This window comes from Sphingobacterium sp. NGMCC 1.201703, assembly GCF_047784615.1.
Classification (GTDB): domain Bacteria; phylum Bacteroidota; class Bacteroidia; order Sphingobacteriales; family Sphingobacteriaceae; genus Sphingobacterium.
Map to the genome: position 1 here is coordinate 300,927 of NZ_JBLOHD010000011.1, position 22,160 is coordinate 323,086.

Sequence of the window (22,160 nt, forward strand, 5' to 3'; positions counted from 1 at the left end):
TGCATTTTGGCAGTATTTTACCCCCTTTTTGTCCATATTTTTTATATGAAAAGCATTCGGTCGCCGTACTTTCGATGTTGACCTCATCCACTTCCTCCCGTATTGATCAACTCATCACAGAATCGCGATCAGTTCAATCTGAAATACCAAGGTGCACTCCCCTCCTTTTCGGGGCATCAGTTCTTCCTTACCATAAGCTAAATGCGGGGGGAGAACAACTTGCCATATTGATCCGACGGACATCATACACATGGCTTCCTGCCAACCACGGATAAGTTCATTGATATAAAATGTTTCTGGCCGCTTACGTTTATAAGAACTATCAAAGACCGTTCCGTCCAATAGTTCCCCTTTATAATGGCAGATTATTTTGGAGGTCTTCGTCGGAGTTTTGCCGGCCCCTTCTGTCAATATTTTATATTGTAAACCCGATGGGCAGACTGTCACAGCTTCCTGCGTAGCATTCTCTTTTAGAAATGTAACCCCTTCCTCCTTATTCTTTTCCAATAACGCTGTCGCGCTTAGCTTATTCTTCTTTTTCTGTACCAAAGTAATCTTCGTTTAAATGCTCTAAAGTGATGATCAGTGCTGCCCATACCGCCTCTGTATCCGGGATAGGTTTTATTGTCGGAACACAAGTTGCTGACCAAGGACCAAAGTAACGGCTTTTTATCTTTTTAACGAAAAAATGCAGCGATTTTTAGGGAAGCCTAAAACATCACTGCATTCATCGCGTAGATCGACACTGATCTTCGCCAATTTTTATATTCCAAAATGCTATACCAAAGTAGCGTGTAGCGTTTTTTCAAAGCTAAAAGCTTTACTGACGGGACAATTTTCTTTTGCTTTCTGAGCAAGCGCCTGAAATTCCGATTCCTCAATAGCAGGTACTTTCGCGGATAGTTCCAGCTCAGAGCGCACGATGGCACCATTTTCAAATACAATGGTCGATACCGTTTTGAGTTCATCGGGAACAAAACCAGCTTCGGTTAAAAATGCACTCAGCTGCATCGTAAAACATCCGGCATGGGCTGCGGCCAATAGCTCTTCCGGGTTGGTGCCAATACCATTCTCAAACCGTGTTGAAAACGAATATTGTGCCTGATCCAATACCGTACTATCTGTAGTCAGATTTCCCTTACCTTCTTTTAAACTCCCATTCCATTGGGCTGTTGCTTTTCTTCTCATGATTATTTCTTTGTTGTTATATTTTATTATACTTCAATACCAGCTTTATTCTCAAAATTTTGTTGAAAATAATACGCTAGATCCATTTAAGAACGATCTATATATACAACAAACCTGCCTATAAAAAGTTGTATTTAATTGTATAAAATCATGTCGCACTTCCTAGGAAAGTCTCGTTATTTAATACAATAAAACTAAACTCATGAATAAATTAGCGTATCTCCTCGTCTTAGTAGCATTCACTTCCTGTAAAACCCGTCAGAACACGCAACAGGCTTTAATTCAAGATTGTCCCGAAGAAAAAATTGTCAATAAGATCCCCGGACCACCCGTAAAAGGAGAATCTGAGAAAATCTACTATATCTATCAGGGCAAAAAAGTATCACCTAAACAATTCGATCAGGAATGGCTTGAAAAAAATTGTGAGATTAAGGAGACAGTCGTCTACTAATTTTATTTCTAAAAACAAGCCTAAACACTTACTTTTGCCTAAAATTTTTTAAAATGACAGTTTCTCTTCGGGAGGTCAATAAAAAGATTTTAGGCTATGTTTCTTTAACTTTCCTTGGTTATTTCACGATAGGCTTATCACTTGCGACCTTACCCATTTTTATTCATCAAATTTTAGGGTTCAATACAATTATCGCCGGATTGGTCATCAGCGTCCAATATATTGCGACCTTTTTACTTCGGGGTTATGCCGGAAAAATCGTGGATACCAAAGGCCCCAAGGTATCTGTCCTGCGCAGTATGCTCTTTTTTGCACTTTCGGGAATCTTACTCTTATTCGTCTTTTTATTCAAATCACAACCTTTCATCAGTCTGGGTTTATTGCTGATCACCAGATTATTTACCGGAATTGCTGAGGGTCTGGTTGGTGCCAGCCCGATCAACTGGGCATTATTGGAACTCGGCGATGAACACGCTGCCAAGGCGATCTCCTTTAACGGCATTGCGAGTTATGGTGCACTTGCCCTCGGAGCGCCACTGGGGGTATTGATGGTCCACCACATCAACTATGAATCATTAGGACTGCTCACCTGTGCGATTGGTATACTGGGCTATCTTTACAGCAGATCAAAAACACCCTTTCGGGTCATCGCAAAGAAGACAAGCGCCGTGAGTTTCAAGCGTGTGCTTTTGACTGTCGCTCCATTTGGGACCTGTCTAGCGCTGGGCGGTCTTGGTTTTGGGAGCATATCTACTTTTATGACGCTATATTATGAGTATTTTAACTGGCAGAATGGTGCTGCCTGCTTAACTATTTTTGGTATTTTCTTTATCCTAACACGACTTGTATTCAATAAGGTTATTGATCAATATGGAGGTCTGAAAGTCGCCCTGGTCAGTCTTTTTGTAGAATCATTAGGTTTATTGGTTATCGCTATGGCCCTCCATCCCCTTTGGACACTTGTTGGCGCAGCATTGACTGGTCTCGGATTTTCGCTCGTTTTTCCTGCCCTGGGTGTGGAAGCGATCAAAAAGGTCGACCAAAGTCAGCAAGGATCGGCATTAGCTGCGTATGGTTTGTTTATTGATATTTCTCTCGGAATTACAGGTCCCCTTATCGGCTTTGTAGCAAACAATGTCGGCATGACGAGTATCTATCCTTTCAGTGCCATTATAGTGTGCATAGGTTTCTCAATTGTGGGCAATTTAATATATAACCAGAGACCGAAGCTTGCCTGACCCGAGCCTCCCCCAGCTGTACATGTTATATTTTCAAAAAAGATAGCGATAGGTGAATAAGAATGATAGAAGACGAAAAAAGGCTAACTAGAAAAGTTAGCCTTTTTTATATCACGTGTATTACCTTATATTAGCCTTCAATGCTCGGTACAGCAACAACCTCGTTGGTGTCAGCGTTGTAATCTATACCATCAAAGTTAAAACCAAATAAATTGAAAAACTCATTACGGTAACCTTCGATATCAGAGATTTCAGCTAAATTCTCTGTATTTGCTTTTTCCCACAATGCGGCGACCTCTGCCTGTACATCTTCCCGCATCTCAAGGTCGTCAACACGGATTCTGCCCTTATCATCAAGCAATACTTTGCCATCAGCAGTATAGAGACGTTCCGCAAACAAACGTTGCATCTGTTCGATTGTACCTTCATGAATTCCTTTTTCTTTCATGACCTTGTATAATAAGGAAATATACAAAGGCACAACTGGGATTGCTGAACTGGATTGTGTTACTAATGCTTTGTTAACTGAAACGTAAGCTACACCATGCAAATCACTTAAAATCGCATTGATTGCCGGTACGGTACCTTCCAAATCGTCTTTCGCACGGCCAATCGTTCCATTGCGGTAGATTGGATAAGTCAATTCTGGGCCAATATAGGAATAGGCTACAGTCTTCGCGCCATCAGCCAAAACACCGGCGGCTTTCAGATCTTCGATCCAAAATTTCCAGTCTTCCCCACCCATTACAGCAACCGTGTTAGCAATATCTTCATTATTTTCTACAGGTTGGATCGTAATATCCGAAACAACACCTGTATGGAAATCTACCGTTTTATTGGTGAAAGGCTCCTGTATAGGTTTTAAAACAGAAGCATGTGCAACACCTGTCTTTGGATGTGTACGGCGTGGAGATGCCAAACTGTAAACCACTAAATCTACCTGTCCAAGATCCTTTTTGATCAAGTCAATAGTCTGTTTCTTTATATCATCCGAAAAGGCATCACCATTGATACTTTTGGCATATAGTCCGGCTTCATGGGCTTCTTTTTCAAAAGCTGCAGAATTGTACCAACCAGCGGTTCCCGGTTTACCCTCTGCCGCAGGTTTTTCAAAAAATACACCGATTGTAGCAGCTCCAGAACCAAACGCTGCAGAAATCCGGGACGCGATACCAAATCCTGTTGAAGCACCGATCACCAATACCTTCTTCGGACCATTCGCGATCTCACCTTTTGATTTCACGTATTCAATTTGATTTTTAATGTTTTGCGCAGCCCCTTGTGGATGCGAGGTTAAACAAATAAAACCTCTAGTTCTTGGTTGTATAATCATCTTGATGAATTTTCTTACTACTTGTTTTATTGATTAGGCAAAATAAGGAATTTTAAATGAGAAAATCGCCATAAAAATCAATTACTTTTTGTTTCATTTCCGATTAAACGGCCATTTGCTTACTTTCACCGTATTAAATAAACCGCACATTTATTTTATTTATGCCAGGTCAATTTACAATAAAAAACAATAAAAATACGGCACTTTTTTTAGGAATAATTGCTGCATTATTTTTCGCAAGTACCTTTGTCCTAAACCGGGTTATGGCCGTTTCGGGCGGAAGCTGGCAGTGGACAGCGTCCCTACGTTTCCTCTGGATGCTTCCTATTCTGTTTGTTATCGTAGGCGTTAGAGGTAATTTATCCCCACTCTTTGAAGCCATCAAATCCAATCCACTCCAATGGGTATTATGGAGTACAATCGGTTTTGGGATATTCTATGCAAGCCTTACATTTGGTGCTAGTTTTGGCCCTTCCTGGCTCGTTGCCAGCACCTTTGAATTTACCATCATCGCAGGTATGTTTATCGGGCCCTTGCTGGAAAAGAAAGAGAATCGAAGCGGAATTTCCAAAGCCTCACTCCTGTTCTCGATCATTATTTTTTTGGGAATTGTACTGATGCAGATTTCGGAAGCCCGTGCAACTTCCTTCACATCCATGTTGTTGGGAACCATCCCTGTCCTGATCGGAGCAATTGCCTACCCCTTGGGGAACCGTAAAATGATGCAAATAGCAGGAAATAAGCTGGATGCCTTCCAACGAACTTTGGGGATGACCTTATGCAGTATGCCTTTTTGGATTCTGCTCAGCATCTTCGGTTATATGGACAATGGATTTCCGACGGAGAGCCAGTTGTTACAGACCTTCATGGTAGCCATCTTTTCGGGGGTAATCGCTACACTTCTATTCTTTACAGCAACAGATCTCGTCCGCACTGACCAGAAAGGGCTCGCAGCGGTGGAAGCAACACAGGCCATGGAGGTAATCTTTACACTTTTGGGTGAAATAATACTATTACAAGCTGCTCTTCCAAATAGTTACTCCTGTATGGGAATTGCCCTCGTCGTTATTGGTATGATACTCCATAGTCGTGCAAATTAAGATCATGAAGTATAAGAGATCAATTTTCATTAGCCTGTGAAGGTTTGCTTAGATTTGCGGTAGGCTTATTCAGGAAAAATGATACGAATCCTATACAGCAAGACTGAAACCCTAAGGCAAAAAAGTCGTACCATATGTTATGATACGACTTTATTATATAATACTAAAAATAGCTTATCCAAAGATACGGTTCAACACCTTTGCCAAACGCAGACCACCTTTTAGCAGACATTGTTCCATAGTATCTTTATTTTGATAAACATAGGAATAAGATAGGTTCGCGTTATTAGCTACATCGGCATAAATCTTTTCGGCAAGCTGATTCGACTCATACAACCAGTTAGACAATTCACCTGCTGCCAATTGTTCGTTTTCCTTCTTACCATTAACGTCCAAGACCGTTGCATATTCTGTATAACTATACTTCTCATTATCCACCAGGTCACTGTCCCATACGCGGTGAATATTCGATTTTTTCCCAAACCAGCTCACTTCTATTTTATTACCACCCTGATCTTCCGCACGGCTGACATGCATAGGTTGATGCGCGTCCCCCAAGATATGGATCAAGAAATAAAGATTCTGTTTCTGTTGATCCAGTGAAATATTTTTATCTGCAAAAGACTGCTCGATACGGATTGCTGTTTTGTATAAATTTTCATCATCCGAATTTTCAAGTCCCTGTTGAAATTCAGCCCAAGGGAGATTTGAATTTAAATTTATAAAATGGGAATTACCTAACTTCTTAAATTCCGGATTAGGATCCGATTTGATAAAGTCTCCCCAGTTTGCCCAATATGCCAACTTTTGCTTTCCAATGATTTTTCCAATATTCTTTTTCGCTTTCTTGTTCAAATGACGTTCAGCTATCTCCGCGACGACACGGTGCCCAATGGTACCCCAGGCAAATACTGATGAAAGTTGAAAACACAAAGCCACAGCCAGCAAACCCTTAATCATTTTTTTCATTGTTGTATCTATTTAATTATAATTATTTAAAAATATCGAATGCATATTTTGCGGAAGACCAAAACTCGTCGAGGGCAATCATTCGCGGCTTAAAGAAAGCGATTAGCTCCCCCCACTCCGCTTCCTTAAAAATACTGTGGCCTACCAGGGTCTTGTAGATCTGACAGATCGGCTTGCCATACTCGTCGTACCCATCCATATCCCATTCCCATTCTTCCCCCAAAATATCATGAAGCAGACCTTTATACTGCAGAAATTGCTCTGCCATCAGTGCACGGATCCCTGCATCTGTATGCGACCAGATGATCGCAATTTTTGCAGACTTCTTATCGGCATCCATTTTGAAATACAGGTGTTTGATCCCTGTTTTATAGTTGACCCAATTTACCTTGTCGCCATCAGCAGATGAATGCAGGGACATGAATTGTCCAAACTTGGTCCAGAATAGCTGTTTTAACTGTTTTACCTCTTCTCTAGAATACACAGATACGATTTTTAAGTCAACAAAATTAAGAAAATAGCTCGGTATGCCTAAACCATATTGGTATTAAAATTGTTGTTTTATCAACAAACAAATTCAAAAGATGAATATAGACAAGAAAAAATCGCTCTTATTGCTGGCCGCTGTGGCTTTGGGGACTGTAGCATACAATGCATTAAAACCGGTGATATCGCGCCCTGACGTAGTGGACCCTTTTGATTTAGATAAATACCTTGGAAAATGGTTTGAAATCGCCCGGCTGGACTTCCGTTGGGAAAGAGGACTCAGTCAGGTTTCAGCTGAATACAGTAAAAATAAAAATGGAACAATCCGTGTGAATAACCAAGGCTATTCAGAAGAGAAAGAACAATGGAAACAGTCTATCGGAAAAGCCAAATTTGTCAATGGTCCGCACGAAGGCGCGTTGAAAGTCTCCTTTTTCGGTCCGTTCTATAACGGTTATAATATTGTGAAAATAACCCCGGATTATAAATATGCCCTTATATTCGGAGACAATCTCAATTATATGTGGATTTTGGGTAGGGATACAGCTATTCCCGAAAAGATCAAAAATGAGTTTTTAACCTATGCATTGCAATGCGGGTATGAAACAGGTAACCTTGTCTGGACAAAACATTAGTCGAAAATAGGTGCCAGTACTTGATAATTGAGGGTGGGATCCTGCGCCAAAACATCAGCAATCTCCTGAAGATCCTGTTGATCAATGGCATTTTTGATCCCAGCATTGTATAGATTCGCAAGAAATAATGCGGCATCACGCTTTTCAGCCAGCGTTAAGATAGAACTTCCAACATAGAAATTGAGGACAGATGTGGCATAATCGCCAAATATACCAAAACCAAAATCGCCATTTTTCTGTAAGGAATAGCGCATCATTTTCTCAAAATCCGAACGTAAGGTATCTTTTGTAGTATCTTTCATAGCATAAACCCAAATATTCCAGTCTAATTAACCTTTGGCAAAGGTGCAAAAAAAATCCCAAACAATGCTGTAAGGAAAAGCATTGTTTGGGATGATATTTACTGTAATTTTGGATTAAAGAGCTTCTGCGTGTTGAGAAACATCCAGACCAAGTTCCTCGTCTGTTTCCTCTACACGTAATGGAGAAATCAGATCCGTCACTTTTAACAGTATCAAAGAGCCCACAAAGGCAAAGAAAGATACCGCAAACAGGGCAACCGTATGGACAAAAAATAACTTAGTTTCTCCAAAGAACAAGCCATTGTCAACAACTAGCGGATTAACATTATGATGAGCAAATACACCGGTCAGTACCATACCGACCATACCGCCGACACCGTGACAAGGGAATACATCCAAGGTATCATCGATACTTGTTTTACTTCTCAGGTACACAACAAGATTACTGATCAGTGCCGCAACCAAACCAATGATCATGGCGTGCGGAATACTTACAAAGCCCGCTGCCGGTGTGATCGCAACCAATCCCACTACCGCGCCGATACACGCACCCATTGCCGATGGCTTTTTGCCACGGATGATATCGACAAAAATCCAGGCCATGGCCGCCATGGCCGAAGCGGTCGTTGTCGTCGCAAATGCATACGCTGCCAGCGTATTGGCACCTCCGGCCGAACCCGCATTAAATCCAAACCACCCAAACCATAATAGAGCTGTCCCCAAGATCACATAACTTATACGTGCCGGATTATGTGTCTGAGACTTGCGGCCTTTCAAATAAATTGCTGCTGCTAAAGCTGCCCAACCTGCTGACATATGTACAACTGTACCACCAGCAAAATCAAGGACGCCAAATTTTGCCAGAATCCCTTCCGGATGCCAGGTCGCATGCGCCAATGGCATGTAGATGAAGATACCGAACAGGATAATAAACAACATATATGAATTGAATCGGATACGTTCAGCAAAAGCGCCGGTAATCAATGCCGGTGTAATGATCGCAAATTTCAACTGAAACATTGCGAATAACACCAACGGAATGGTTGGCAATGCTCCCCAGGCAATATTACCCAAGGTTCCTTTCATCATAAAGAAGGTACGGGGATCACCTATAATCCCACCGATATCATCACCAAAGGCCAGGCTAAATCCGACGATCACCCAGAGGATTGTCATTAAACACATACAGATAAAACTTTGCATCATCGTCGAGATCACATTCTTTTTACTGACCATCCCGCCATAAAAAAATGCCAGGCCGGGCGTCATAATCAACACTAGCGCTGAAGAAGTCAACAACCAGGCCGTATCTCCTGTATCAAATTCTGCTTTGTCCAATGCTGACAAATCTATAGATGGAAATACTAGTCCCAATACGCCCAAAAGTACCAGAACAACGAGTGGAATAATTTTTTTCATTTGTTTAAACTGATTAGTGTTTATTAATACATCAATAAATTGTTAAATAGAATATAAAAAACAAAACAAAACCCTATTTATTCTTATTGTTTTGACAAATATAAAGTGTTTTTATTAAAAAAATACTATCAAATATTATTTTTTATAATTTTTTTTACATAATTTCACATAAAACAAAAGCAAAACCACAAAAACCTATTTAAAAATCAACTGAAAACTCAAACAAATCAAACTTAAAACCTTAAAAACATGAAAAAAATCATAGCAATACTAATTTTTTCAACAATTTTTATCAATAAATCAAAATCTCAAGAAGAAAACAAAGAAAAATCAGTAGAAATATCAGGATCAGTAGACACATACTGGAAATATGACTTCCAAAACAAACCAAACATTAATACTTATTTTACCGAAGACAACAACTCGGTCTCCATCGGTATGGTTGATCTGGCGCTAAAGAAGAATTTTAAAAAAGCATCTTTTGTTGGAGAATTATCTTTCGGCCCCCGCGGACAATATCGATCTATCGTAAACGGAGACGGCCAACCTGGTGATGACAAGAACAGCTTTCATATTCAAAACTTGTACATAGGCTACAACCTGACCGACAAACTGAATCTGACTGCTGGATTTATGGGCACATTTGTCGGGTTTGAAGTCATCTCACCTACCTATAATTTTCACTATTCCACCTCCTATTTATTCGGCGCTGGTCCCTTTCAGGATGCCGGGCTGAAAGCAACCTATAGTTTCTCCGATAAATTCGCGCTGATGGTCGGTATATTTAATGACTGGAATGTATATCAGGATATAAATGGTGTTTCACACGTTGGCTCCCAATTGACTTACAGGCCTAACGAAAAAGGCAGCTTTTACCTCAACTTTCTGACAGGCTCTTCCGCTGGCGGCAAATCAAACTACAGCTCGGGAACATTGGTAGACTTTGTCGGAAACTATGACTTCACGCCTAAATTTTTCCTCGGCGTCAATGCTACACATTATAAGCGAAGAGCTGAAGGCGGTTACACCGGGATAGCGTTATACCCAAGAGTTCATCTCTCAGAACATTTTGGAATAGGATTACGTGAAGAGTTTTTCCAAACCCACAAGGAAGAAACCAATGGCATCCCAAGCTCCAATATGTTAGCAACCACATTAACCGCCGAATATAATTACCACGGCTTCAAGTTTATTCCCGAAATAAGGATTGATAAAAGCAATACTGAAAAGTTCATCAAGAATGATCTTTCTCCAACAAAATCAGCAGGACAATTCCTATTGGCCTGTGTATATAGTTTCTAACTCGCTATGCAGCATCGTTTCTACAGCAAAAACTGCAAAATGATTTCAAAGCAGCCTAAAATCACTAGAATAACTATAAACATTAAACAAAAAGCGGATTCTTTGGATCCGCTTTTCTATTTTTTATTATTTCTAATTTCTCAGAGAAAAGTTTTTAATCTCAAATCATCATTTCCGCATCCCTATCCCTCCTCTCAAAACACAATCATCGGACACTAACGGCAACGTGACGGTCTAAAATACGGTCAGCTTCTGGCGCATCGGCCGGATACTTCGCAAATTGGGAACCATAGCCCTCTGCCCCTACAACCTGTTTAGACAATCCTGCTTTATCCAGATAATCTTTTACTGCATTTGCCCGATCTAATGAAAGCTTTTTATTGAAATCCTCATTGCCAGTTTTATCGGTATAGCCGCCAATTTTTACATTAGCTGCGGGAAAAGCCTTTAAAATTTCCGCTAGATTACTAAGCTGGACCTGGCTTTCGGGCAAAACTTTCGCCGTACCGGTTTCAAAATTCAGGTTATCAAAATCAAACCAGGTATTTTTCAACGAATCTTCACCCAAAGACTTATAGTCAGATTTTAAAAATTGCACCAACTGATCTTCTATCCCGCTTTTAAAGGCCGCAAGCTTTCCTCCATTGGGCAGTGGCACATCCAAGCGTTCGCGGTCTGTTGCACCGGTCCCATTAGCCCCCATTGTATTTCCTGAATCAATCTCGACCGGATTGACACTGGTATCTGTGGCGCCACCATTTTTACTGCCACTACAGCCTTTTCCAAACAGAAACCAAAGCAGTGCAATAACAATCAACGCAATTAAAATCTTCCACCAGCTACCACCCGAGGAATTTGCTGGCACGACGGCAGCTTTAGCCTGTTCCATCCGGGGTAATGCCAAAGGCTCCTTGTGCGCCTCAAGTTCAGTAGCGGGGTTAATGACAGGAATACTTTGATGCGTTTCCTTGGTTTCTGCAGCTTCTTCCAACGGCGATGCAGCTTCCTCCGGCGCAGAAAAATGACTTCCATCGAATAGCTTACCAAAAGCTCCCAAACCAAGACCGGCAGGGATAGCAGCTGCAAACGCAGTTTTATTGTCTTTTAATGTTTGGCTGATGGCATTTAAATCCCAATGCTTACCTTTATCCGTTAAGCTGGAAAATATAGCTGGCAAGGACAGCCCCATCAGTTTACGCACCGAATCGGCACTAAAGCCCAGATAACCTGCAACGGTACCGAGTACAGTTTCCAGCCCACCGCCAAATATTGAACTTAGCATATGACGCTCTCCAGGACTTTCGGGCGATGCCGGCTGGGCTTCCGAATCCACAGGCCCTGTCTGTCCGCCCAGCAATTGGCTAAGATCAAAATTCGAAAAACGCTGCTTCGCCTGCTCCAAAATAGCAGCAATACCACCGTTCGTATCTGCCTGCTGACTTAAGCCCAAAAACATAGCAGGGACAACAACATTTAAGCCCTGCTTTATCTGTTCGCTATCCTGGTTGACGGCTTCTCCCACCCGGGTGAGCGATTCTTGATCAAAAAAGTCTTTCGCTGATTTTAAAAGCTGATTTTCCATAACCTTAGTTTATTTTTGTTTATATATAAAACATTAACAAACAAAGGCTTAAAATGTTCACATCAAGCACACTGCGATCAAATCGTCCCCGAAAGCCATTTTGGAATAACAAACTCTTCGGCAAGATGTGCCAGTTGATAATTTTGCCAGTTATCTCTTGTGATCCACTGCACTTCCTCCAATTCAGCTTCTGCTGAAAAACAACGATCCTCACCGAGTTTTAACAAATAAATATGTCCTTCCACTATGGTATCCGGCTCATTCACGGCCAGCGTCTCATGCCGGCCAAGAAATTCAAAAAACTTATCATCTGCATCAAACTGCAGTTCTTCCCTCAGCTCCCGGACCAAAGCTTCCAAATCGCTTTCTCCTGCGGCTATCTTACCTCCTGGCAATTGAAAATAAGAAGATCCTTTTTTTCGAACCACTAATAAAGCTCCCCCAGGAGCGATCATTACTGCTGAACAAATTACAATCTTATGCATACTTTTTACTTGAAATTACAAAACTACCTTTTGTTCATCATTTAAAAAATGTGTTTTATTCTTATATTTAGAAAATAAAACAATAATTTATATAGTCCATATATGAATAATAGATTGACATGCCTCTTATTTAGCCTATTATTTCTGGCGTTGGGATGCCAACAGGGAAAAAAAAGTACAGCACAAAAGGAACAGCCAATTAAACATCAGGAAGCTGTTCCTCCTAAAAAACAGGAAGAAAAACCAAAAGTATTTACCGCTGATGACATTATCATCCGAAAAGATCTGCTTTACAAAAAATACACATTGGAAGATTCTTACCCTTATAAGGATACCACCCGTGAGTTTCAATGGGACAAAATAAAGGAACGTCTGGCTTATGTTGAAAATTTTCAGCAGACACCTTCGCCATACGCCGTCCTTCAAAATTATCAAAATGAAAAAGGTGAAGCGCCCACCATTAAAGATTTCAAGCGGGATGCATACAAACGTGTAGCCGATAGTTTTAATGTTGCGCGCTATCAGGCCGCACCTTTATACGATACCACAACAAACAAGCCTGTCCGCTATGGACGGGATGGTTGGCTGGTCCGTGTAAAGGGACCAGATACCCTGGCCAGAGTACCTATTGCAGGTGTTTCATTTGAAGGGGAGTATACCGTCCCCAAGCGCTATCTGCGCTTGATAAGCGATAGTGTGCGATTTAACATTATTAACGTTGTTGACGTCAGAAACCAAAACATCTGCACACTGGAAAAAGTCGGAAAAGAATGGCTTATACGTAGCATGAACCCCATCACCAGCGGCCGGCACAAACCACCACATGCCCAGGAAACACCAACCGGTCTCTTTGTCGTCCAGGAACACAAATCAAAGATGTTCTATTTTGAGGACGGAACACGAACCTATGGTGGCTTTGCTCCTTACGCCACCCGATTTACCGCCGGCGCCTATATTCACGGCGTACCGGTCAATAATCCAAACGGCAAAATCATCGAATATAGCGAAAGTTTAGGCACAACCCCAAAGTCACATATGTGTGTCAGAAATGCGTCATCTCACGCCCAATTTGTCTATAAACGGTCAAAAGACCTCTCCTCATTGGTGATCGTTATTGATTAACAATATTTAACATTCTGTAAATCAAATATGTATTAACTTTAATTATTATTTTTGTAAACATCTACACAGAAAAGGGAGGAGAATGGGAAATACTTTTATGTTTCTTTTGATGGCACTCAACACGGCATTATCATCAAAAGAGGATTTAAAAACATTAGATCAACAAACCAGTACCCATCATATAAATGTAGAACGTCAACGTACCGAAGTTGATTCTTTATATGATGAAATGAATCTAAGTCCAGTATTGAAATACGAGGCATTCAGACAAGCAATGGAAGGCAGAAAACAGCTTTCCTCGCACAACAAAGACATTATGACAATCATTGACTTTTCCTTGGCTTCCACGGAAAAACGACTTGTTGTGCTAGACCTCGAACACAAAAAGGTGCTATTTAACACTTTGGTGTCGCATGGTAAAAATAGTGGTGAAAACTACGCAACACATTTCTCAAATCAGCAAGAGTCTTTAAAGAGCTCTTTGGGATTTTTTGTTACCGAAAATACCTATAATGGAGAGAACGGTTACTCTTTGGTATTGAATGGCCTTGAAGAAGGGATAAACGACAATGCCAAAGCACGGTATGTAGTCATGCACGGTGCCGATTATTGCAGCACAGGAACGATATCGAGCCTGGGAAGACTCGGCAAAAGCTATGGCTGCCCCGCAGTACCCCGGGAATATGCTGCCCCGATAATCAACACCATTAAGGATGGAACACTGCTGTTTATTTATGCGGACAATCAGGATTATCTTGCGAAAACGCATTTGATCCATCAGCCAAGTGTATTGATGGCACAATTCAACCGAAAACAGCAACTTGAAAGTACAAATGAAGGTTAACAAAAAAGGCTGATTGTATCAGCCTTTTTATTTTTTATAATGTTCGGTATTCCAAACCGGACTATCTATCGACACCTTTTATTAAACCTTATGATTTTTGTTTCTTCTTAAATTTTAGCATCCAGTCATAGATTGCATCGTCATGAAATAGGCGTTCTACACTACCATGCGTCCCACCTTTTATGACATTTAAACGCACCTCAGCATCAGGGTCTGCCTTCTTTATGGCATTCATAATTTTTCTCGACTCTGAAATGGGCACTGCACGATCTCTTGTCCCATGATGCAGCCAAATTGGAACCTGCGTGAGGTTGGAGGCATATTGACTTGATCCACCGCCACAAATCGCTACTGCTGCCGCAATCCGTTCCGGATATTTGCCGGCAACATCCATGGTACCGTAACCGCCCATACTCATCCCACATACGTATACACGGTCAGGATCAGCATCATAATGCGCGATAACATAGTCCACGATCTCGATCACTTTGTCGGGATCCCAGCCCCCACGGGATTGAGGAGCAACAATAATTCCGGGTACCTCCTGCCCTTTATTAATGGCATACAACACACCATAACGTTTTACTCTGTCCAGATTCGTCCCCGATAAACTGCGGCCATGCAAAAACACGAAAACAGGTTGCTTTTCAGATTCCGTGGTTTCATGATCAACATCTTTCAATAAAAAAGGATAAGCCGTTTCCCCTTTGATTGCTTTTATTTCCTGTGCATTTATCTTCATCAAAAACAGAAAGATAGCACACAGACAGAGATATACTTTACGCATAAATTTAAATTATATCGATATACTTAGCTTAATTTTGGAGGACTAAAAATACAACTATATGATTTTCGTATGTCGCATTTAACAACTTTTAACATTTAGACGGACGCTTAGCTGCTATCTAAACTTCCACAGCTCAAATTTGGTCCGATATGTAATTATAATTGCATATCAGACCAAATTTGTCTTAGTTTGTACTATTAGCAAAAAACGAAGGGCTCATCATGAAAATACTGCATACTGCTGACTGGCATTTAGGGAAACGATTGGACAGCTTTTCCCGAATGGATGAACAGCAATTGGTCATGGAGGAGATTATTCAGGTCGCCGACCAACAGGAGGTTGACCTGGTGCTGATCGCTGGTGATCTTTTTGACTCATTCAATCCGGGTGTTGAGGCCATTGAACTATTTTACAAAACCATCAAACGACTGGCAAAAAATGGCATGCGCCCAGTTATCGCTATAGCTGGAAACCACGATTCACCCAATTTAATCGATGCTCCGGACCCTTTGGCCCGCGCTTCTGGCATAATTCTCATCGGTCATCCCAATGCACTTGTTACCCCATTTTCAACCGAGGGTTTCTCCGTCCTGCGCTCCGACAATGGGTTTATTGAGTTGAGCCTTCAAGGGTACGATTATCCGATCCGGATACTCCACACAGCCTATGCCAATGAAATCCGGCTCAAGCAGTACCTCGGCGAGGACAAAGAAGTCCAACTCAACAAGGCGCTCGCAGAAAATTGGCGAAGATTAGCTGAGACCTATTGCGACAGTAAAGGTGTCAACATCTTGACCGCACACCTGTATATGAATAAGATTGGCTCAGCGTTAATTAAGGAACCGGATGGTGAAAAGCCGATTAAAATCGGCAATGCTGACCTCATCTATTCGGAATCCATCCCAGCTCAGATTCAATATACCGCTTTGGGGCATATCCATGGTTTCAAAAACATTGGCTCCCCAGAAAAACCTGTGGTCTATGCCTCCTCTCCCCTTTGCTATAGTTTTGCTGAAGCCGGTCAAACCAAATATGTCAATATTGTCAATGCCCTACCGGATGCACATGTCACATTCGAACGCGTCCCACTGCGTCAGGGAAAGCCATTGGTCCGAAAATCTTTTGCAGCTATTGACCCCTGTATTGCCTGGCTTACTGAAAATCCCGACACGTTGGTGGAATTAACCCTTAAGTCCGACACATTCCTGAAAGCCGAAGACCGTAAATTGATTTATCAGACTCACTCTGGCATCGTTTATTTAATCCCTGTCGTTCAGCAGGAAAATGAAGATATCATGGATACAAAAGAAATTAATCTGACCCAAGATATTTCTACACTTTTCAGTGATTATTTTAAATCCAAAAATGCCAATCAGGCGCCCAATGATGATATCCTCAACCTTTTTCGCGAAATACTAAATTCTTAAATCCATGATCCCTTTAAAGTTAACTGTAGAAGGCATATATTCCTATCAGGAACGGCAGACAATAGATTTTACAGCACTGACAGATGCTGGACTTTTTGGCATTTTTGGCACAGTAGGATCGGGTAAATCATCTATCCTCGAAGCGATCACCTATGTCTTGTACGGGGAAACCGAACGGTTAAATGCGCGGGACAGACGTGCCTATAATATGATGAATCTGAAATCAAACCGCTCGTATATCGAACTGGATTTCATCAATTTTGAAAACCGAACGTTTAGGGTCACCCGGGAATTTAAACGAAACTCCAAAAATTTTGAGGACGTCAAATCACCAACGGTTGTCTTATATGAAAAAATCGATGAACAATGGCTTCCACAGGAAAGCAGTAACACACAGCCTATCATAGGTTTAAGCTACGAAAACTTTAAAAGAACAATTATTATCCCACAGGGGCAATTTAAAGAGTTCATTGAACTGGGAGCGAAAGAGCGTACGGATATGATGAAGGAAATTTTTCAGCTCCATCGTTTCGATCTACAGGATAAGGTTGCCGCGCTTTATAAAAAAAATCAGTCCGAGCTGGATCAGCTCAATGGCCAATTAATGGGGTTTGAAGAGATTAGCAGCGAGCGTATTCAAACAGTACGGGAAAAGCTGATGGCGGAACGTGAATTTTTCTTTAAGGCCCAGGATGCCAACAAACTGCTCCAGGAGAAATTTCAGGCACTGAAAAATCTGAAAGAAGATTTTCTGGAATTGCACAAAATGAAGTCCCTTTTTCAGGATCTGTCGAAACAGCAGCAGGAGAAAGAGCATATACGCCAACGTTTGATCCGCTTTGAAGAAGCGTATGCAAACTTCTATCATATCCTCCAGGCACAGGAAAAGTCGAAACAGGAAAATTCGCAGGAACAAGAACGATTACAACGGGAAGAAGCAAAATCCACCGAAATACAGCAGATGACACAACAGTTGTCCTTACAGCTGCAGCAGATTAAACCGCAATACGAACGTTTAACCGAAAGACGAACAAGTGAATTGGATCTGGAGCTAATTTTGCAGCTGATCACGTTTACGATAGAGATAAAGCGTGTTAATGAAAGTGCACAAAAAGGACGGCTTTTTGTGGAGGAAACGAAGGAACAACAGGCACAGGGTAAAATCAGAATCCAAAAAACAGAAGCCTCGCTGCAGCAGCTTAAGCAATCAAAACCATCCGCAAATGAACTGATGGAACTAGGGCAATGGTACACGAGACAGCAAGTTATACAACAACAAGAGAATGAGCTCCAACAACAGCTTTTGGCATTAAACTCCGCAATAAGCGCCTTACAACTTGATCTAAAACAGTACAACTTTGATGCGGCTGAATTTGACGCCGATTATGCCAGCGAATTGCTGGAGCTTGAAACCAAACTTGCTAAATTAAATGACGAGAAAGCACATCTGTTGTTACAGCAAAAGCTCACGCAGTTTGCCGCAAATTTGGACGAGGGGTCTCCCTGCCCCCTATGCGGATCACTGGAACATCCGGCTATTGCCGAAGGAACGGATATTAGCCAGGAACTCGCAGACAACCAAGAATCGATTGCGGCAATTCATTCACGTATTAAATTCAGGACCGATCAAAAATTTGAGATCGAGAAACTCTTGCTCCAACTACAGACCCTGAACACGCAGAAAAAGGATCTGACAGCGAAAATACAGCTTAACCAATCGCACAAATCCAGTCACCTGAGTCAATTTACATGGGCTAATTACAGCAGCACCGACGAATCAATCTATACACAGAAGAAACTAGCCCTTTCCAGTATCGAAGGCCAGATCACAGCGTTGGAACAACTTTTAAGCAATGAACAGCTGCTATTGATTGAGATTGAGAAAAAGCTGGATAAAGCAAACAGAAGGCTAAATGAACTTGAGCTCGAGGAAGCACGCAAACAAACGCAAATCAATCAGAACATAGGTCATTTAAAACATTTGAAGTGGGCAGATTATCAATCTTCGGACCAGGCAGCTATTGAAATCGAGTATAAGACATTAAAAGCTGAGAACCTACGGATAGAACAAAACTATACAACGTTGACAGAACAGCTCCATGGATTAAACAGCCAGTTTGCAGCCCAGGAAAGTCTAGTTCGATCTATCCACAACCGCATCAATAGCATACAGGCTGAAATCCTACAAACTGAAACAACGATCGCACAACTGCTCCATAGTTCCCCCTTTGAAACAATAGATGAGGTAAGGGATACCTTGGCGGAGAATTTGCCCGTTCAGAAAATCCGGGCGGAACTGGAACAATTTCAGATCCAGTTTGAGACGTTGAAAGCACAAATCACACAACTCGACAAAAAGTTAGCAGATAAAGTCTACGATGAAGCAGCTTTTCTACTACAGGAAGCAGCTTTAGCGGAAAGTTCCCATCAGTTAAAAACTCTGACTGAGAACGTCGCTAAATATGAACAGGAGTTAAACCAATTGGAGACTGCCTATGCCAAAAAAGAAGTTTTACTTCAACAACAGGCGAAGCTAAACCTGCGTAACGATGATCTTAAACAGCTCTTTAACCTGTTTAAGGGCGCGGGATTTGTCCAGTACGTTTCATCCATCTATTTACGGCAGCTCTGTGACCATGCCAATATCCGCTTTCACAGGATGACACGCAACCAGCTGAGCTTACAGATTAATGAGAATAACGAATTTGAAATTATAGACTATCTGAATGAAGGTAAAAGCAGAAGTGTTAAAACGCTGTCTGGGGGGCAGGCGTTTCAGGTATCATTAAGTCTGGCGCTGGCCTTGGCCGAAAGCGTACAGTCCAATACCAAGGCTGCAAAAAACTTCTTTTTTATTGATGAAGGTTTTGGTACCCAAGATATTGCTTCCGTTAATATTGTATTCGAAACATTACTGGACCTCCAAAAGGAAAATCGTATAGTCGGTGTAATCTCCCACGTGGAAGAGTTAAAGGAGCGAATTCCGATATCACTTTCTATAGAAAAGGATGAAGAACATGGAAGCCAAATTTTCATCAATTAATTGCAGTTTTCAAAGTTATTTTGTAGATTAGATATAGTACCGGTATCCAAAAGACTGGTACTATAACCAAAAACGAAAGATTATGGGCTTATTTTCAAACAACAAAAAAGGGAAAGGGTCTCATCCTTTTTTTCATAAATCAGCTAAATCAACCGTACATTTAGCGGCTACAAATAACAGTCACTCCAAAGCAAATCAAACAACACAATCGATGCTATTTGTCAAGCAATATGATATCATGTCCATCCTCAAAGATATTTTAATGCCACAGAATCAAAATTAACTTTTGATATTAGTTCACCTCCCCGCTTCCGTCAACTTACCCTCCCGCTATCACTGCTATTCCGGAACCTATCTCCGTGGCATAGCCATCTGCGGAAAGTAATTGAAAAAAACATTGAAATTCTAAAAAAGGAAGTTTATTTTAACAAGGTAAAACATTTGTGGTAAAATATTGTCATACGATACGTAGATGTAAAAAAAGGTTTTAATCCAGACACATGAAATACAAACAAATAAACAACAATTCGATTAACCAGATTATGCTTATCATCATTATTTTGTTGATATGCATTTTGATCTTTACAAACTTATTCTATTATCTCCCCGGCTTTTTGGGGGCTATCACGCTCTACGTCCTGTTTCGCAAGATCAATTTTAAACTGACAGAAGAAAGAGGATGGAAGAAATCTATTGCCAGTCTTTTATTGATCCTTGTTACGATTGTGTTTTTAGTCGGTCCCCTCTATTTACTGATCAATTATATGGTACCACAAGTGACTGAGGCGATTAATAACAAAGAGGAGATTATGGAAAAATTCGATTCCATTAAAACCTATTTCAAAGACAGCCCCTATCTTAGCAACATCGATCTATCGGATAGCGCATTGATGGGTGCTCTCCAGCGAGCGGCCAAGTTTATTCCCAATATTCTGAATTCTGTGGCTGAGGTTGGTGTCAATGTACTGGTTGCGTTATTTGTACTTTACTTTATGCTGGTCAGCAGCAAAGAATTAGAAAAAACATTATATAATGCCATTCCGTTCTCAAAAACGAGTAAGGCTGAGTTATGGCAAGAATTCGACATGATGGTTAAATCCAATGCCATTGGCATTCCGATCCTTGCGATGTGCCAAGGTGTTGTTGCAGGGCTGGGTTATTGGTTTTTCGGTCTGGAAAGCCCTATTTTTTTAGGTATCCTGACTGCTGTGGCCACCATAATACCCATTTTAGGTACCATGGTGGTTTATCTCCCTGCCGCGGTGTTCCTACTTGCGAATGGGCAGTCCGGAAATGCGATCGGGCTAGCGCTCTACGGCATCATTATCATCGGAAGTATCGATAATATTCTTCGGTTTACAATTTTGAAAAAACTCGGAGATGTCCACCCCTTAATCACTGTTTTTGGAGTCTTGCTGGGTTTAAATCTATTTGGTATGTTAGGACTAATATTTGGTCCGCTTATTCTATCCTGCGTGGGAGTCCTGCTCAAAGTATATAGCAATGAGTTTGGTCGCAGTACGCCGGAAATTATACAATCTACCTCATTGATAGAACCAAATAGTCCAAGCAATACCACAGATACAACGGAATAGTATAAAATCCGGAATAATAAAAGCGGATAAATGGCAAAAAGATAACCAGCAAACTGTCATAACTTGAGTTTGGGCACTGCTTAATTCCATTTTTTTTATAGTTTTGGTTCTTCAATGGCAAATCCGCAGAATGAATATGTCCAGCTAAAGTTAGAGGCTATAATCCATTCTGCAAATAGGCCAAAATATAAGAAATCACTAAAACTGGTTTAAAAATCAAAGGTAGTCTATGAACAAAAAAATAATTTTAGGAGTAACTGCAATGCTAACAGCGGGCATGCTTTATTCATGTAATAACAAAGGCAATCAAAAGACAGCTGAAACAGAAAATACCGCAACGGAAAATACGGCCGAAAATCATGACCATGCCGGGCACGACCACGCGGGCCATGATCACGCACAAACTACTCCTGCACCAGCTTCTGGGCCTGCTGCAATTCTTCCTAATTTCACTTTTTATCAGCTTCGATCAGGCATACGTGTAAGCAATGAAAATCTTGCGAAAGATAGGAATACCGTTTTTATTTTATTTGATCCAGGATGTAGCCATTGTCAGCATGAAGCAACCGAACTTGAGAAAAATATTGATCGCCTAAAAGATGTCAATATCTTCTATATTTCCATGAATGATCCGGCTCTGGTATTAGGATTCTTTGATAGCTTTGCACCAAAATTATCCAAATCTTCCAATGTGGAAGTCTTAATTGATAAGGATCAAAACTTTATCCAAAACATACATGTTCCAGCACAGTTCCCGGCAAATTATGTCTATGGTGCTGACGGAAAACTCAAAGCGCATTGGGAAGGTGAGAAAAACATCAATGAGGCCATTACCCAATTTCATAAATAAGC

The 22,160-nt window shown here is 41.1% G+C and carries 21 protein-coding genes; 11 read left to right on the forward strand and 10 right to left on the reverse strand.

Annotated elements, in window-relative coordinates; genetic code table 11:
* Positions 1-114: 114 nt before the first annotated feature.
* Complete coding sequence (locus tag ACK8HY_RS21495; protein ID WP_416134769.1) at positions 115-549, reverse strand: FKBP-type peptidyl-prolyl cis-trans isomerase; 435 nt, start codon at positions 547-549, stop codon at positions 115-117.
* 228 nt (positions 550-777) lie between these two features.
* The gene (locus ACK8HY_RS21500) at positions 778-1,188 is read right to left on the reverse strand and encodes an OsmC family protein (RefSeq protein WP_077434250.1); all 411 of its coding nucleotides are present in this window, start codon (positions 1,186-1,188) and stop codon (positions 778-780) included.
* Positions 1,189-1,390: 202 nt separating this feature from the next.
* Between ACK8HY_RS21500 and ACK8HY_RS21505 the strand changes: the two genes are divergently transcribed.
* The gene (locus ACK8HY_RS21505) at positions 1,391-1,639 is read left to right on the forward strand and encodes a hypothetical protein (RefSeq protein ID WP_077434252.1); all 249 of its coding nucleotides are present in this window, start codon (positions 1,391-1,393) and stop codon (positions 1,637-1,639) included.
* A 53-nt stretch (positions 1,640-1,692) separates the two neighbouring features.
* The gene (locus tag ACK8HY_RS21510; RefSeq protein ID WP_077434254.1) at positions 1,693-2,877 is read left to right on the forward strand and encodes an MFS transporter; all 1,185 of its coding nucleotides are present in this window, start codon (positions 1,693-1,695) and stop codon (positions 2,875-2,877) included.
* Positions 2,878-3,007: 130 nt separating this feature from the next.
* Here the strand turns inward: ACK8HY_RS21510 and fabV are convergent, their stop codons facing one another.
* Positions 3,008-4,210, reverse strand: coding sequence for an enoyl-ACP reductase FabV (gene fabV, locus ACK8HY_RS21515; RefSeq protein WP_077434256.1), 1,203 nt, complete (start codon positions 4,208-4,210; stop codon positions 3,008-3,010).
* Positions 4,211-4,371: 161 nt separating this feature from the next.
* Between fabV and ACK8HY_RS21520 the strand changes: the two genes are divergently transcribed.
* Positions 4,372-5,310 carry a multidrug resistance efflux transporter family protein gene (locus tag ACK8HY_RS21520; RefSeq protein ID WP_077434258.1) on the forward strand — a complete coding sequence of 313 codons (939 nt, stop codon included), beginning with the start codon at positions 4,372-4,374 and terminating at the stop codon, positions 5,308-5,310.
* A 174-nt stretch (positions 5,311-5,484) separates the two neighbouring features.
* Here the strand turns inward: ACK8HY_RS21520 and ACK8HY_RS21525 are convergent, their stop codons facing one another.
* Together ACK8HY_RS21525 and ACK8HY_RS21530 are read right to left on the reverse strand one after the other, a co-directional pair.
* Complete coding sequence (locus ACK8HY_RS21525) at positions 5,485-6,279, reverse strand: S1/P1 nuclease (protein ID WP_175991975.1); 795 nt, start codon at positions 6,277-6,279, stop codon at positions 5,485-5,487.
* Positions 6,280-6,301: 22 nt separating this feature from the next.
* On the reverse strand, positions 6,302-6,763 hold the full coding sequence (locus ACK8HY_RS21530) for a DUF4268 domain-containing protein (protein ID WP_077434260.1): 462 nt from the start codon (positions 6,761-6,763) through the stop codon (positions 6,302-6,304).
* 100 nt (positions 6,764-6,863) lie between these two features.
* Here ACK8HY_RS21530 and ACK8HY_RS21535 point away from each other — a divergent pair, with 100 nt between their 5' ends.
* Complete coding sequence (locus ACK8HY_RS21535; protein ID WP_175991976.1) at positions 6,864-7,400, forward strand: lipocalin family protein; 537 nt, start codon at positions 6,864-6,866, stop codon at positions 7,398-7,400.
* Here ACK8HY_RS21535 and ACK8HY_RS21540 read toward each other — a convergent pair.
* Positions 7,397-7,702, reverse strand: a complete 306-nt coding sequence (locus tag ACK8HY_RS21540) for a hypothetical protein (RefSeq protein WP_077434262.1) — start codon at positions 7,700-7,702, stop codon at positions 7,397-7,399. The two genes, ACK8HY_RS21535 and ACK8HY_RS21540, sit on opposite strands and share 4 nt — an antisense overlap.
* Positions 7,703-7,816: 114 nt before the next feature.
* On the reverse strand, positions 7,817-9,121 hold the full coding sequence (locus tag ACK8HY_RS21545) for an ammonium transporter (RefSeq protein ID WP_416134770.1): 1,305 nt from the start codon (positions 9,119-9,121) through the stop codon (positions 7,817-7,819).
* Between the two features lie 249 nt (positions 9,122-9,370).
* On the opposite strand from ACK8HY_RS21545, the gene ACK8HY_RS21550 reads away from it, so the two are divergent.
* Positions 9,371-10,423 (forward strand): outer membrane beta-barrel protein, encoded by a 1,053-nt coding sequence (locus ACK8HY_RS21550; RefSeq protein WP_077434266.1) that lies wholly within the window; start codon positions 9,371-9,373, stop codon positions 10,421-10,423.
* Between the two features lie 205 nt (positions 10,424-10,628).
* Here the strand turns inward: ACK8HY_RS21550 and ACK8HY_RS21555 are convergent, their stop codons facing one another.
* Both ACK8HY_RS21555 and ACK8HY_RS21560 read right to left on the reverse strand, forming a co-directional pair.
* Positions 10,629-12,005, reverse strand: coding sequence for an OmpA family protein (locus ACK8HY_RS21555; protein ID WP_077434268.1), 1,377 nt, complete (start codon positions 12,003-12,005; stop codon positions 10,629-10,631).
* 77 nt (positions 12,006-12,082) lie between these two features.
* Positions 12,083-12,490, reverse strand: coding sequence for an NUDIX hydrolase (locus tag ACK8HY_RS21560; protein ID WP_077434270.1), 408 nt, complete (start codon positions 12,488-12,490; stop codon positions 12,083-12,085).
* 102 nt (positions 12,491-12,592) lie between these two features.
* Here ACK8HY_RS21560 and ACK8HY_RS21565 point away from each other — a divergent pair, with 102 nt between their 5' ends.
* Complete coding sequence (locus ACK8HY_RS21565) at positions 12,593-13,612, forward strand: L,D-transpeptidase (RefSeq protein ID WP_077434272.1); 1,020 nt, start codon at positions 12,593-12,595, stop codon at positions 13,610-13,612.
* An 82-nt stretch (positions 13,613-13,694) separates the two neighbouring features.
* A complete protein-coding gene (locus ACK8HY_RS21570; RefSeq protein WP_254846188.1) occupies positions 13,695-14,456 on the forward strand; it encodes a murein L,D-transpeptidase catalytic domain family protein in 762 nt (253 codons plus the stop codon).
* 88 nt (positions 14,457-14,544) lie between these two features.
* On the opposite strand, the gene ACK8HY_RS21575 is transcribed toward ACK8HY_RS21570, so the two are convergent.
* Positions 14,545-15,243, reverse strand: coding sequence for a prolyl oligopeptidase family serine peptidase (locus tag ACK8HY_RS21575; RefSeq protein WP_077434274.1), 699 nt, complete (start codon positions 15,241-15,243; stop codon positions 14,545-14,547).
* A gap of 221 nt (positions 15,244-15,464) precedes the next feature.
* Here ACK8HY_RS21575 and ACK8HY_RS21580 point away from each other — a divergent pair, with 221 nt between their 5' ends.
* The 4 genes from ACK8HY_RS21580 (at position 15,465) to ACK8HY_RS21595 (ending at position 22,158) form a co-directional block, all read left to right on the forward strand.
* Complete coding sequence (locus ACK8HY_RS21580) at positions 15,465-16,670, forward strand: metallophosphoesterase family protein (RefSeq protein ID WP_077434276.1); 1,206 nt, start codon at positions 15,465-15,467, stop codon at positions 16,668-16,670.
* Positions 16,671-16,674: 4 nt separating this feature from the next.
* On the forward strand, positions 16,675-19,713 hold the full coding sequence (locus tag ACK8HY_RS21585; RefSeq protein WP_416134771.1) for an AAA family ATPase: 3,039 nt from the start codon (positions 16,675-16,677) through the stop codon (positions 19,711-19,713).
* Positions 19,714-20,213: 500 nt separating this feature from the next.
* Positions 20,214-21,308, forward strand: a complete 1,095-nt coding sequence (locus ACK8HY_RS21590; RefSeq protein ID WP_416134772.1) for an AI-2E family transporter — start codon at positions 20,214-20,216, stop codon at positions 21,306-21,308.
* A 229-nt stretch (positions 21,309-21,537) separates the two neighbouring features.
* Positions 21,538-22,158 carry a TlpA family protein disulfide reductase gene (locus tag ACK8HY_RS21595; protein ID WP_416134773.1) on the forward strand — a complete coding sequence of 207 codons (621 nt, stop codon included), beginning with the start codon at positions 21,538-21,540 and terminating at the stop codon, positions 22,156-22,158.
* Positions 22,159-22,160: the final 2 nt, after the last annotated feature.

What these genes read in the sequence shown, in the direction of transcription:
- ACK8HY_RS21595 (WP_416134773.1), top strand. Translation starts at nt 21,538, where the DNA reads ATGAACAAAAAAATAATTTTAGGAGTAACTGCAATGCTAACAGCGGGC.
- ACK8HY_RS21560 (WP_077434270.1), bottom strand. Translation starts at nt 12,490, where the DNA reads ATGCATAAGATTGTAATTTGTTCAGCAGTAATGATCGCTCCTGGGGGA.
- ACK8HY_RS21580 (WP_077434276.1), top strand. Translation starts at nt 15,465, where the DNA reads ATGAAAATACTGCATACTGCTGACTGGCATTTAGGGAAACGATTGGAC.
- ACK8HY_RS21500 (WP_077434250.1), bottom strand. Translation starts at nt 1,188, where the DNA reads ATGAGAAGAAAAGCAACAGCCCAATGGAATGGGAGTTTAAAAGAAGGT.
- ACK8HY_RS21525 (WP_175991975.1), bottom strand. Translation starts at nt 6,279, where the DNA reads ATGAAAAAAATGATTAAGGGTTTGCTGGCTGTGGCTTTGTGTTTTCAA.
- ACK8HY_RS21545 (WP_416134770.1), bottom strand. Translation starts at nt 9,121, where the DNA reads ATGAAAAAAATTATTCCACTCGTTGTTCTGGTACTTTTGGGCGTATTG.
- ACK8HY_RS21555 (WP_077434268.1), bottom strand. Translation starts at nt 12,005, where the DNA reads ATGGAAAATCAGCTTTTAAAATCAGCGAAAGACTTTTTTGATCAAGAA.
- ACK8HY_RS21570 (WP_254846188.1), top strand. Translation starts at nt 13,695, where the DNA reads ATGGGAAATACTTTTATGTTTCTTTTGATGGCACTCAACACGGCATTA.
- ACK8HY_RS21505 (WP_077434252.1), top strand. Translation starts at nt 1,391, where the DNA reads ATGAATAAATTAGCGTATCTCCTCGTCTTAGTAGCATTCACTTCCTGT.
- fabV (WP_077434256.1), bottom strand. Translation starts at nt 4,210, where the DNA reads ATGATTATACAACCAAGAACTAGAGGTTTTATTTGTTTAACCTCGCAT.
- ACK8HY_RS21565 (WP_077434272.1), top strand. Translation starts at nt 12,593, where the DNA reads ATGAATAATAGATTGACATGCCTCTTATTTAGCCTATTATTTCTGGCG.
- ACK8HY_RS21510 (WP_077434254.1), top strand. Translation starts at nt 1,693, where the DNA reads ATGACAGTTTCTCTTCGGGAGGTCAATAAAAAGATTTTAGGCTATGTT.
- ACK8HY_RS21535 (WP_175991976.1), top strand. Translation starts at nt 6,864, where the DNA reads ATGAATATAGACAAGAAAAAATCGCTCTTATTGCTGGCCGCTGTGGCT.
- ACK8HY_RS21550 (WP_077434266.1), top strand. Translation starts at nt 9,371, where the DNA reads ATGAAAAAAATCATAGCAATACTAATTTTTTCAACAATTTTTATCAAT.
- ACK8HY_RS21590 (WP_416134772.1), top strand. Translation starts at nt 20,214, where the DNA reads ATGAAATACAAACAAATAAACAACAATTCGATTAACCAGATTATGCTT.
- ACK8HY_RS21520 (WP_077434258.1), top strand. Translation starts at nt 4,372, where the DNA reads ATGCCAGGTCAATTTACAATAAAAAACAATAAAAATACGGCACTTTTT.
- ACK8HY_RS21540 (WP_077434262.1), bottom strand. Translation starts at nt 7,702, where the DNA reads ATGAAAGATACTACAAAAGATACCTTACGTTCGGATTTTGAGAAAATG.
- ACK8HY_RS21585 (WP_416134771.1), top strand. Translation starts at nt 16,675, where the DNA reads ATGATCCCTTTAAAGTTAACTGTAGAAGGCATATATTCCTATCAGGAA.
- ACK8HY_RS21575 (WP_077434274.1), bottom strand. Translation starts at nt 15,243, where the DNA reads ATGCGTAAAGTATATCTCTGTCTGTGTGCTATCTTTCTGTTTTTGATG.